This window comes from Rheinheimera sp. NSM (assembly GCF_052380015.1).
Classification (GTDB): domain Bacteria; phylum Pseudomonadota; class Gammaproteobacteria; order Enterobacterales; family Alteromonadaceae; genus Alishewanella.
Map to the genome: position 1 here is coordinate 417,592 of NZ_JBQTCI010000003.1, position 12,210 is coordinate 429,801.

At 48.9% G+C, this 12,210-nt stretch carries 11 protein-coding genes; 4 read left to right on the plus strand and 7 right to left on the minus strand.

Going from position 1 to position 12,210, the window contains the following annotated elements; translation table 11 throughout:
• Positions 1-3: 3 nt before the first annotated feature.
• Together sohB and ACTZWV_RS11280 are read right to left on the minus strand one after the other, a co-directional pair.
• Positions 4-999, minus strand: a complete 996-nt coding sequence (gene sohB / locus ACTZWV_RS11275; RefSeq protein ID WP_444786642.1) for a protease SohB — start codon at positions 997-999, stop codon at positions 4-6.
• Positions 1,000-1,091: 92 nt separating this feature from the next.
• Positions 1,092-3,476 carry a VolA/Pla-1 family phospholipase gene (locus ACTZWV_RS11280; RefSeq protein WP_444786643.1) on the minus strand — a complete coding sequence of 795 codons (2,385 nt, stop codon included), beginning with the start codon at positions 3,474-3,476 and terminating at the stop codon, positions 1,092-1,094.
• A 223-nt stretch (positions 3,477-3,699) separates the two neighbouring features.
• Here ACTZWV_RS11280 and ACTZWV_RS11285 point away from each other — a divergent pair, with 223 nt between their 5' ends.
• A complete protein-coding gene (locus ACTZWV_RS11285) occupies positions 3,700-4,443 on the plus strand; it encodes a YciK family oxidoreductase (RefSeq protein WP_444786644.1) in 744 nt (247 codons plus the stop codon).
• A 42-nt stretch (positions 4,444-4,485) separates the two neighbouring features.
• Here ACTZWV_RS11285 and ACTZWV_RS11290 read toward each other — a convergent pair whose 3' ends face one another.
• The 3 genes from ACTZWV_RS11290 to ACTZWV_RS11300 all read right to left on the minus strand — a co-directional run bounded on the left by ACTZWV_RS11290 (position 4,486) and on the right by ACTZWV_RS11300 (position 7,962).
• The gene (locus ACTZWV_RS11290) at positions 4,486-5,013 is read right to left on the minus strand and encodes an H-NS family histone-like protein (protein ID WP_444786645.1); all 528 of its coding nucleotides are present in this window, start codon (positions 5,011-5,013) and stop codon (positions 4,486-4,488) included.
• 95 nt (positions 5,014-5,108) lie between these two features.
• Positions 5,109-6,557 (minus strand): phosphomannomutase CpsG, encoded by a 1,449-nt coding sequence (locus tag ACTZWV_RS11295; protein WP_444786646.1) that lies wholly within the window; start codon positions 6,555-6,557, stop codon positions 5,109-5,111.
• Entirely contained in the window at positions 6,544-7,962 is a 1,419-nt protein-coding gene (locus ACTZWV_RS11300) for a mannose-1-phosphate guanylyltransferase/mannose-6-phosphate isomerase (protein WP_444786647.1), read from the minus strand. Before ACTZWV_RS11300 ends, ACTZWV_RS11295 begins: the two co-directional genes overlap by 14 nt.
• Positions 7,963-8,164: 202 nt before the next feature.
• Here ACTZWV_RS11300 and can point away from each other — a divergent pair, with 202 nt between their 5' ends.
• Positions 8,165-8,821, plus strand: a complete 657-nt coding sequence (gene can / locus ACTZWV_RS11305) for a carbonate dehydratase (RefSeq protein ID WP_444786648.1) — start codon at positions 8,165-8,167, stop codon at positions 8,819-8,821.
• Here can and ACTZWV_RS11310 read toward each other — a convergent pair whose 3' ends face one another.
• Together ACTZWV_RS11310 and purU are read right to left on the minus strand one after the other, a co-directional pair.
• Entirely contained in the window at positions 8,822-9,355 is a 534-nt protein-coding gene (locus ACTZWV_RS11310; RefSeq protein ID WP_444786649.1) for a hypothetical protein, read from the minus strand. It abuts the gene before it with no gap.
• Between the two features lie 66 nt (positions 9,356-9,421).
• Positions 9,422-10,255, minus strand: coding sequence for a formyltetrahydrofolate deformylase (gene purU / locus ACTZWV_RS11315; RefSeq protein ID WP_444786650.1), 834 nt, complete (start codon positions 10,253-10,255; stop codon positions 9,422-9,424).
• 153 nt (positions 10,256-10,408) lie between these two features.
• Here purU and tsaA point away from each other — a divergent pair, with 153 nt between their 5' ends.
• A complete protein-coding gene (gene tsaA / locus ACTZWV_RS11320) occupies positions 10,409-11,119 on the plus strand; it encodes a tRNA (N6-threonylcarbamoyladenosine(37)-N6)-methyltransferase TrmO (protein ID WP_444786651.1) in 711 nt (236 codons plus the stop codon).
• Positions 11,088-12,155 (plus strand): Kelch repeat-containing protein, encoded by a 1,068-nt coding sequence (locus tag ACTZWV_RS11325; RefSeq protein ID WP_444786652.1) that lies wholly within the window; start codon positions 11,088-11,090, stop codon positions 12,153-12,155. Before tsaA ends, ACTZWV_RS11325 begins: the two co-directional genes overlap by 32 nt.
• Positions 12,156-12,210 lie beyond the last annotated feature (55 nt).

The following is a 12,210-nucleotide window of genomic DNA, read 5'->3' on the forward strand; positions in this document are numbered from 1 at the left end:
AGGCTAACGTAGCCAACTGTGTTGCACCAGCTTTTGCCACCACTGAAATACAACATTGGCAGAGCCCATGCCGACTTTCTCAGCAATGCCCTTTTTAAGCTGATACTGCACCTGAAACAGTCTGCGCTGTGGTAATTGCTGCTGCATATAGTCATCACTGGTTTGAATGACATCAACCAGCTGCAGCGGCAGTGCCTGATAACCAAACCAATGCTCGCCGGTGGCTACCGCATCAATATCCAATTGCGGCCGGTGATCACGAACAAACTGTTTGAATAGCTGATGTGTCTGTTCCAGTTCTTGCTGAAACTTCTGCCGGCCTTTTTCAGTATTCTCACCAAATAAGGTGACCGTGCGCTTATATTCCCCGGCGGTAAACTGTTCAAAATCGACATGGCTTTTTTTCAGCAGCTTATTGAAGTTCGGCAATTGCGCTATCACACCAATAGAACCGACAATAGCAAAAGGCGCGGCTAAAATGTGGTTACCGATACAAGCCATCATATAACCGCCACTGGCAGCCACCTTATCTACTGCAACAGTTAAGCTAATGCCAGCTTTACGCAGACGGTCCAGTTGCGACGCAGCCAGGCCGTAACCATGCACTACACCACCACCACTTTCCAGCCGTAGCAGCACCTCATCAGCTTTGTCTGCTACTGCCAGAATAGCAGTAACTTCCTCGCGCAGGGCTTCGGCTTCTCTGGCATCCATACTGCCGTTAAAATCGACCACGAATAAGCGCGGCTTTTGCTGCTCAGCAGTATCAGCTTGCGCTTTGCGCCATTTCTTAAACTGCTTTTTATCCATTAAATGCTGTTGCAACTCCGCTGTCTGCCGGCGGTACTGCGCAGAAATATCGGTAAATTGCAGTTGGCCTTTTTTTGGCCGCGGCTTATTTAACGCAGCGCCAGCTATCAAACCGATAACTACCGCTATCGCAACAACAAAGGTAGCAACCTTGGCCAAAAACAGGCCGTACTCATATAGAAATTCCAATACAGTATCCTCAACACGCTTTTGAGCATTGTAACCGCTTATTGTAAAAGAAAAAGCCCGGCAAGCCGGGCTTTTAAATCGGTTAATACAACTTAGTTTGCTGGTGCTAACACTGCCGGATTTGCAACAACAAGTGCCGCGCCCTGATTCGCCAGGAACGTAGCAACGTGTGTTTGCATTTCCTGAGTAACCGCACCACTGCTTGTTGGGTCAAGCAGTGAACTGTGAGTACCTGCAGTAAAGCGCGCAATCACATTCCCTGCCAATGCCTGTGGGCCAGCCACTGCACTAATTGCTGTTGCGCCTAACAAGCGGCCAAATGGCTCAGTACCACCCAACGGCATGCCAACTGTTCGGTTCGGAATGACACGGTCAGAAGTTGCAGAGTTCACACCAGTGCCGATTACCTCAGCGATATAGACCGGTGTTTCGGTACCAGCCAACAGTTGCAGGTAATTATTTGGGTCACCCGCATCAGTAATGGTTTGCGCTGCGAAAGCAAATTGCGCCAGAGTACCGCTGATCGCAGCAGCTACCGGCGCTGTCGCGCTGGCTATGTAGGCATCGATCTGGCCGGCAGCACAGTTAGTAAAGGCTGCAGCATTTTCTGCCAAAGGCAGGCACTCTGAATTTGCTCCCAGATACTCCACAAAGCCAGGCTTCAATGCATCAGCACCCAGCACAATACTGGCGCGGATCAGCGCACCAAAACTGGCCGACTCCAGCAGGAAGTTAGCCACAGCGCCGCCTGGTACAGATAAGGCCGCTGATTGCATACGGTAAGCTGCATCCAAATTAGTATTGCCACTTGGCATATTGGCTAAGGCTACCGCAGAAGCACCGGTAATAGAGCCCAACGACATACCCAGCAATTGTACGTTGGCCATATTCAGGTCAATGCCGGTAACATTATTCAGTGCCAACCTTAATGCCAGGGTATCGGCAACACTTTGACGCAAGTTATCGCGGGTAACCAATAAATTGGATAAATTCATATACACAGTTGCATTGCCATTCGCGACACCACAGCTGCTACCGGATGCATTGATACCATTAAAACCACGTGAACCGTGTAATGGCTGGTCAATAGCGGCAGTAGCAAAACCAGCCTGAGTCAGCGCTGCCGTTACCGCCAGCATGTTTTCTTTACAGGATGTAATACCGTGCGACAGAATGACTACCGGCCAGCCCTCTGCCGGTGCAGCCGCATTAGGCGCAGTCATAATGACTTCAGCTGTCTGATATGAATTGATTTTTGGAATAGTGTTGAATTTGGTCAGGTGACGCTGTGGATCCTTACCCAAGTCACGTAGCTGGTTTTGCGACAAAGCTAAGCATAAGCCGTCAGCTGCAGATTGCGCACCTTCCGGTTTTTCACTGGCAGGCAGTTGCGCCAAAATAGCCCCGCTGTCACATAATGCGCTCCAGCGCGTATTTAACGGCGCTGTTGGCGCTTCTGCAGTTTGCGCACCAAGGTAATACGGCAGGTTAACCGAGCCGCTATACAATATCACGTTGTCGAAAGCTGCATTACCGGTTAACGGCGTATCCGGAATCATGGATACCGGTGCTACTGCATTTACCGTGATTGCGCCCGGGTTATAAGGTGAGCCCGGCGCTGCCATCAATGATTTTACAGTAGCCAACACATTCAGGGTAGATTGCGTTGTCATCGCTGCAGTATAAACGATGGTATCTTTATCAACACCTTCACCGGCTAACACATTTTCAAAGCTGTTAATTAAGCCCTGCAAGCCCCGTTGCGCCGGAGTATTCAATGGTAAGGTGGTAATATCTTGTTTGACCAGTTCATACGAGGTAGAAGGCGCCAATGATTGACCATTATCATCTTCAATTAAAGATGTTAATGCGGTGATATAAGTCGTTGCGGCTTTTAAAGGCTTTAATGGCACTACAACTACATTTTTACCACTAACCGTAGTAACAAAATCGACGCCAAACGTAAGTTCTGCCACCACTTTACAAGCAAAGCCACGATTCGCTGTGGCGCAATCTTCATCCGCCGACATCGGGTCTTGCATTACCATCTCAAACACGCGCACAGCACCGGGTTGCTGAACGGACGCCAAAACTAACTCTGCGCCGCCGATTAAATCAACTTCTATCGGGTACGGATGCTGGGTTGACCAACCATCTAAGGCACCAATCGCAGTAGAAGGGTCGCTACCATACTCCGGTGCGTCTAGCGGTAAACCCAAAGCATTACGCTCAGATGGCATATATAAAGTGCCGTCTGAATACAGCGGGGTGCCATCTGCCGCTGCTGAAGGAAACTGAAATAATAAATCGTTTGGAACAGATAAGCGCGGTGTTGATGCCGCAGGGTCAAATACCACGCGGGATAATGGCTTAACGCTACCCTGCTCTTCTTGTTTAATATCATCTAACGATTCGCCACCACACCCGGTCAAACCTAATGCGAGTGCGACAGCTAAGCTTAGTGCCAGCTTATTCATAGTTTCTCCCCTATCCTGACTTTATTTTTTATTGCAAAGCAAACACTTACCTTGCTTATTGGAAATCTGTTGTGCTTATAGCCTGTAACAGCTACGACCAGTTAAAGTTAACTCAAACTAAAAGAAATCGCTAGCTGAAAAATACAGATCCCACGAAGAAAGGTGCAAATTCCGGCATTTGCGCGTATGCTGACGCCGTTTTTGCGGCAACAAGTGAGATTTTATGCAAAGTTATCAAACGACTACTGACGCACTGCAAGATAAAGTAATACTGGTAACCGGTGCCGGAGACGGCATAGGTAAAGAAGCAGCCTTAACCTATGCCCGTTATGGCGCCAGTGTCATTCTGCTGGGTAAAACAGTTAATAAGCTTACTGCTGTGTATGACGAAATAGTCGCAAGCGGCGCTAAAGAGCCGGCTATTATCCCGCTGGATTTAAAAGGGGCGACTGCCAAACACTATCGTGATATGGCCGCAACGATTAAAGCCGAGTTCGGTAAGCTTGATGGCGTATTGCACAATGCCGGCATTTTGGGGGTGCTTAGCCCGTTTGAGCATATTGATTTGCCTACCTGGCAAGACATTATGCAGGTTAACGTTACCGCACCTATGCTGATGACCCAGGCATTACTGCCGGTATTAAAACTGGCACCTAACGCCTCCGTAGTATTTACCTCCTCCGGCGTAGGACGTAAAGGCCGGGCATTTTGGGGCCCATATGCGGTATCCAAGTTCGCTACCGAAGGCTTGATGCAGGTAATTGCCGATGAATATGATACCAGCACTATCCGGGTAAATTGCATTAACCCCGGCGCTACCCGTACTAAAATGCGCAGCCGTGCTTACCCTGGTGAAGATGTCAATTTACTGAAAACACCTGCCGATTTAATGTGGCTTTATCTGTATCTGATGAGCAACGACAGCACGGCGGTAAATGGCCAATCGCTGGACGCGCAGCCTAAATGACAAAAACCCGGCAGAAGCCGGGTTTTTCTTAGCATATAACGCTTATTTCTTGGTCAGAATTTCTTCGCCGTTGGCGGCTGCCCATTCATTCCAGGCATCCACTTTGGCGTTAAAGTTTTCTACCGCCTGAGCTGTAGCATCAACAATTAAGCTGTCTATTTGCTTAGCGTACTTTTTGTCTACTTTCGTTACCGGCACCACGTCAATGCCGCGATCCTGCAAACCCTTTTTCATAGTATGGGTACGTAATAGCTGCAGTTGGCCGTTTTCTACATAAAAGTACTGGCTGTCTTTATTAATTGTTTTGAATTTTGGCTTGGTAGGTCTTTTATCTGAGCGTGCAGCAGGGTCGGCTGACTCAAGCACCATTTCATTGTTCAGTTTGTAACCTAATTGTTCCAGCGTAAAGCCCTGAGATTTAGCCAGCTGCTCCAGCTGAGTAATTAACTCAACTTCTTTTTGCCGCTCGGCTAACACGCTGTTCAGCGTATCAATTACGTCGGTCAGCTTACCTAACGTCAGCTCTTTTGCTGCTTTCTTTAACTCGCGTTTATCTAATAAAATCGACATTGCCATCTCCTTTAATAATTCGTTGCAACAGGATAAGCAATTAACCGCATAAAAGAAAGATTTAATAAAGATTGATTACACTAAAATAATATCATTCATTCAGCTTCGGTTAAGATTGATATTATTTCGGCGGTTTTTTGTTCCATTATCAGTACATCACCTTTTGATTCCACGTTCAATCTTAGCACATTCTCTGTATTTGAACTGCGGATATTGAAGCGCCAGTCCACCATTTCGATACTTAAACCATCGGTATAGTCGACCGATACTGCGCCCGGGAGATAGCGTGATCTGACCAGCTCAATCGCCTGCTGCGGCTTGGCAATATGGAAGTTCAGCTCACCGGACGAAGGGTAGGCCGTAATCATATTCTGCACTAATAGCGACAGAGGTTTTGTTGTTACCGACACTAACTCAGCAACTAACAGCCAGGGTATCATGCCACTGTCGCAATAGGCAAAGTCACGAAAATAGTGATGCGCACTCATTTCGCCGCCATAAACCGCATCTTCCAGCCGCATGCGCTCTTTTATAAAAGCATGGCCGGTTTTACTCATTATCGCTACGCCGCCGTGCCGCTGCGCGATCGCACGGGTATTCCAGTACAGCCTTGGATCATGGATAACTTTCTCACCGGGGAATTTTTGTAAAAACGCCGCCGCCAGCAGGCCGACAATATAATAGCCTTCAATAAAGTTGCCCCGCTGATCAAACAGAAAGCAGCGGTCAAAATCACCATCCCAGGCAATACCAAAATCAGCCTGATGTTTGATAACAGCTTCTGCCGTTGCTGCACGGTTTTGGCTTAACAGCGGATTAGGAATGCCATTAGGAAAGCTTGCATCCGGCTGATGGTGCAGTTTAATAAAACGCAGCGGAACCTGTTGCAGCTCAAAGGCTGCTTCAATGGCATCAATTACATGGCCGGCGGCACCGTTGCCGGCGTTGACTACCAATGTCATTGGTTTGAGTTTGTTAACATCGATATAGCTCAGCATATGGGCAATATACGCCGGCAAGATGCACTGTTTGCTGTAAGACACACCATTACATTTCAGGCTGTCTTGCTGTACCAGCGCTACTGCGCGTTGACAAAACTGCTGATAAGCCTGCTGAGGAAAAGGCTGCGCCAGCAACTGTGCGGTAACGACCTTAATAGCACCAAGGCCGGTATCACCACTGATGGGCCGCGCATTGTGTCGCACCAGTTTCATGCCGTTATAGTCAATCGGGTTGTGGCTGGCGGTAACTTCAATAGCACCATCCACAGCCAAATGCTGAGCGGCAAAATACATTTCTTCCGTGCCGGTCATGCCAAGGTCAATCACTGCCACGCCTTCAGTCGTCAACCCCAGCGCCAGCGCCAACTTTAACGACTCTGACGTGGCGCGCACATCAGCGCCTAAGGCGACGGTTTTGGGCTTTACCACCTGCGCATAAGCGCGGCCGATACACCAGGCAATATGTTCATTCAGCTCTTCGCCCAGCTTGCCGCGAATATCATAGGCTTTAAAACAGCGCAGCGGATCCTCAGTTACGGCCATATTTATCCTCAAAACGCACTATATCGTCTTCCCCCAGATAACTGCCGGATTGCACTTCAATCAGCTCTAACGGAATTTTGCCGGGATTTTCCAGAGAATGGATCACACCGACCGGAATATAGGTAGACTCATTCTCGGTTACCATAAACTCTTTATCACCATTTCTGACCAAAGCCGAGCCACTCACCACTACCCAGTGTTCGGCACGATGATGATGCATTTGTACCGACAGCTTGGCGCCGGGTTTAACGGTAATATGTTTTACCTGGTAACGGTTACCGCTATCGATAGCATCGTATTTGCCCCAGGGCCGGAAAACTTCACGGTGTAAATCGACTTCGGTACGGCCATAGCTTTGCAGTTTAGCCACAATATTCTTTACACCCTGAATATGCGCTTTATCAGCCACTAACACGGCATCTTTGGTTTCCACCACCACCACATCGTCCAGGCCAATCACGGCTACCAGCCGCTCTTCAGCATTAACGTAGCTGTTGTTACATTGCTCCAGCAGCACATCGCCACGACAAGCATTACCCCGCTCGTCTTTGGCCATTACCTCCCACAACGCATCCCAACTGCCGACGTCACTCCAGCCGGCATCCAACGCCACCATGGCCGCGTTAGCGGACTTTTCCATCACGGCATAATCAATAGAGTCCGATGGGCTGGCAGAAAATGCAGCCTTATCCAGCCGGACAAAATCCAAATCACCAGCGGCCTTTGCCAACGCCAGTTCTGCCGCGCTGACGATAGCCGGGGCAAACTGCTGCAGCTCAGCCAGAAAACGGCTGGCTTTAAATAAAAACATGCCGCTGTTCCAGAAATAATCACCCGAATCAACAAACTGTTTGGCGGTTGCAAGATCCGGCTTTTCATAAAACTGCGCTACTGCCGCGACCTGCGGCGGCAGCGTGTTATCTGTATTGTCGGCCCGGCGAATATAGCCATAACCGGTATGGGCACTGGTAGGTACTATGCCAAAGGTAACCAACTTACCTTGCTCTGCAGCAGGAATGGCTAACTCAATAGCACGATGAAAAGCCGGAATATCTTTAATAACATGGTCGGCAGCGAGGATCAGCAGCAGGGGGTCTTCACCGCTGGCCATGGCCTGCAATGCTGCTACAGCAATTGCCGGCGCCGTATTGCGCCCTACCGGCTCTAACATAATGGTAGCTTGCGCAGTGGCCAGTTCGCGTAGTTGCTCAGCTACCATAAAGCGATGATCTTCATTGCAAATAATCAGCGGCGGCTGTAAATCTGCCAGGCCTTTTAGCCGCAGCAACGTATTTTGCAACATGCTCTTTTCATTTAGCAGCGGCAAAAACTGTTTGGGTTTTTTCGCGCGGGATAAAGGCCACAGCCTGGTACCTGAACCGCCCGACAGGATAACGGGGATCATTTTGACTCCTTTCAAGGTGAAATTCCGTTTTGAAACAATGCTTGCCACAGTATAGTCAGATTGTCAGCCAACCGTCAGCTGTTTGTGTTAACTTAAAATGCGTGCAGCAAATTTGTTTAATTGAGCTGATTTTAGCTGGTCGGTGCTCTAAAAGTGGTTAAAATCGGCTATCTTGGCGCAATTTTTCTGATCAGGGTGGGCTATGCCGGATTTTAAACAACTGTTTATCAATAATAAAAATTGGGCGGACCGGATTGAAAAAGAGCAACCCGGTTTTTTCAAACAGCTGTCAGAGCAACAAGCACCGGAGTATTTGTGGATTGGCTGCTCCGACAGCCGTGTGCCGGCGAATGAAATTGTCGGCTTGTTACCGGGTGAACTCTTCGTACACCGCAATGTGGCGAACCTGGTGCTGCATTCCGATATGAATTGCTTATCGGTACTGCAGTACGCTATTGATATTCTCAAAGTTAAACATATTCTGGTGGTAGGTCATTACGGCTGTGGTGGCGTAAAAGCCGCCATGACCAAGCAGCGCGTTGGCTTTGTTGATAACTGGCTGCGTAATGTCAAAGACGTGTATTCCATGCATCGCGACGAGCTGGAACAAGTTGCCGATGAAAGTGAGCGCTTAAACCGGCTGATTGAGTTAAACGTTATGGAGCAGGTACGTAACCTGTGCCATACCAGCTTTGTGCAGGAAGCCTGGGAACGCGGCCAGCCATTAACTATTCATGGCTGGGTGTACAGTTTGCGCAACGGCCGCGTAAAGGACTTACGCGTCAGCCATTCCTGCGCCGATAAAATCGACGATATCTATACGCTGGATCTGACTGACGCCAGCCTGAGCGAAAAATAGTTATTTAAAAATGATCTGCTGCTGCGCCACCGGTTTGTAAGTGGCGCTGTGGCCCTCAACCCAGTTGCCATTCTGCAAGTAACTGGATTTTGTCTGTAAGCTGCCATCCGGCATAATGCGGCTGAACGATTTTACCTGCGTAATACCGTTTTGATTATTGGCGACGTTTTCCTGCGCAATAATTTCACCAATCTGCTCATTAAACTCCATAGTGCCGTGGGTGTAAAAACCTGCAGTGGTGAAATAATAATACGCCAAACTCTGTTTACTCTCGTCCCAGAAAATAAACGACTCGCCACCATACTGGCCATCGTTAACCGAGTGCACGGTTTTAATGGCCTGACCATTTAACGCCCGGCTCCACAACGAACGGTCAATCACTTTCTCTGCCTTACCCGGCTGCGTCAAATCCCCCTGCCATGGCTGGTTCAGATAAGGTCTTAACGGCTCCAGTTTCGGATGCAGGCTACCCTGCTCTGCCGCTGCCAACCAGGTGCTGCAAAGCAGTAATATACTTAATACTATCCGGCTCATATAGGTATCCTTCTGTAATGTTCAGCCAAAGTATCAGAGAAAACTGCGGCAATGTAAAACCGGTCGTTACAGGATCACCGTTTTATTGCCATGCACAAATACGCGGTCTTCTACTACCAACTGCAGGGCTTTGCTCAGTGCCGACTTTTCTACATCACGACCGGCTCGTGCCATATCGTCAGCACTGAAGTTATGATCTACCGGCGCCACCATTTGTTGAATAATCGGCCCCTCGTCTAAATCATCATTCACAAAGTGCGCCGTAGCACCAATAATCTTTACGCCGCGCTCAAACGCTTGTTGATAAGGGTTAGCACCGATAAAGGCCGGCAGGAAACTGTGGTGGATATTGATAATTTTTTCCGGAAACTGCGCCACAAACGCCGGCGTTAAAATACGCATAAACTTGGCCAGTACCAGATATTCCGGTTGATAGGGTTTAATTACCTCCAGCAGTGCGGCTTCGTGTTCAACGCGACTTAAGCCCTGGTGGCTGACATAGTGGTAGGGTAAATCAAAGCGCGCCGCCAATTGAGCCAGATCAGGGTAGTTACCCACTACAGCAGCAATGTCCAGCGCCAGCGAGCCGTCAAACACCTTGATTAAAATATCCCCCAGGCAATGCGCTTCTTTGGTTACCAGTACCACTACACGCTTGGCACGCTGGCTGACTAAACTGCGCTCTGAGCCGGGCGGTAAGGCACGGTCCAAATCAAATAACAGGGTGGCGTCATTAAACACCCCCTCCAGTTCAGTACGCATATAAAAACGGCCGCTCACCGGGTCGACATATTCGGTATTACGGCTGATATTTAACTGGTGCTTATAGCAAATATTGGTGATCTGTGCGATCAAGCCTTTAGAGTCAGGGCATTCGGTTAATAAAATTTTACGTTCCATACATCACATCGGTTAGGTTTAGCGCCAGTCTCTGTTGTACCGCATCTTAGGCTGCAGCGTCAAAGACATTCAGACGTCTTCGACTTAACTTGTTGTTTCGACAAAAAACCGCATAATACCGCTCATCGTACTTTGTTGTGGCACAAGGAGCCTATGGCGTCGTATCAGTTTAACGTGGTGGGTTATATTCAGTCGCCCTATAAGCAAAAGTTTGCTATTCCGCGCCAGCCGGGGTTAATCCCGGAAGCCAACGGCTATCTGGTACTGGAAGATGACTACAGCGACGACGCTATTTTGCGCGGCATCGATAGCTTCAGCCATTTATGGTTGTTGTTTGTGTTTCATGAAACTGCGGATAAAGGCTGGTCGCCGATGGTGCGGCCGCCGCGTTTAGGTGGTAATGCCCGCAAAGGCGTGTTTGCCACCCGCGCCACCTTCCGGCCTAACCCTATAGGGTTGTCTGTGGTAAAACTGGAGGCTGTTGAGCGTAACAACGGCAAATTGATGTTGAAACTGAGCGGTATTGATTTACTTGACGGCACTCCGGTAGTAGATATTAAACCTTATTTGCCATACTCCGATGCACTGCCACATGCAGCCGGTGGCTTTGCCGATGCAGCACCGCAAACCGCGATGACGGTCAGCTTTAACGACGCGGCCAGCACATTTTGCCAGCAGCAAAACCAATACCCTGATTTACAGGTATTTATAGAAAAGGTTTTAAAACAAGACCCACGGCCGTCTTACAAAAAACAACGCCAAGGTGAACAAAGTTACGGCATGACGCTGTATAACTACAATATTAAATGGACCGTGAACGGAGAACATAACCATGTTACTGAAATCCATCAGCTACCTGAGTAGTTTGGCAGCTGCAGCAACCTGTGTTGCCGTATCCGCCACTACGTTACCGGATTTACCCGAGCCGGTAAGCAATAACGCTGTGGCCAGCACCACAGTGCGCGGCAAAACCTATATTGCCAGTTTTATGGGTATAGCGCCTGGCAAACAACACAGCGATATTCACAATAAAGTGTGGATGCACACCGTTGGCGAATTTAACTGGCAAAGCCTGCCGGCAGTGCCCAGCACGCAAAAAGTGAATGGCAGGATTGCCGCCGCTGCGGTAGCGCTGAACAATAACTTTTTTGTTTTTGGTGGTTTTAGCGTTAATGCGGATGGCTCTGAACAAACTGCGGTAGATAGTTATCGTATTGATCCGGTAACTAAACGCTATACAAAACTAAATGATATGCCGGTGCCGGTAGATGACGCTGTGGCGTTAACCTACCAGAACCGCTATATCTATCTGGTCAGCGGCTGGAGTGATCATGGCAATGTCAATCTGGTACAGGTATTTGACAACTTTACCCAGCGCTGGTCACAGGCCACGCCATTTCCCGGCAAGCCGGTATTTGGTTTAGCCGGCGCAATGGCAGACAATACCATGCTGCTGTGTGATGGTGTGGCGCTGCAGTATTACGCTGATAAAAAGCGGGAGTATAAAAGCGAACCGGCCTGTTATCTTGGCACGGTGGGCAGCAACGCCAACCAGATTGACTGGCGGTTGATACCTCACCCTACCGGCACCGCACGCTACCGTATGGCCGCCATCAATAGCAAACTGGACGGCAAAGATATGCTGGTGTTTATCGGCGGCAGTACCAACCCATACAACTACAATGGTATTGGCTATAACGGTGAGGCTTCCGAACCGGACAGCAAAGTCTGGTTGTTTTCGCTGCAGGATAAACGCTGGCTTAAAGCAGCTGACACCACGCCGGTGATGGACTTACGTTCTCTGGTAGAGATAGATGGCGACATCTACTCTGTTGGTGGCATGCAGGCCGGCCAACAAGTCAGCCCTAAACTGATTAAACACCCGATAAAACTCCAATAGAATTGCCCCTGCCGCCTTGCTAGAATGGCGGCAATTTTTTTCAGTATCAAGACAG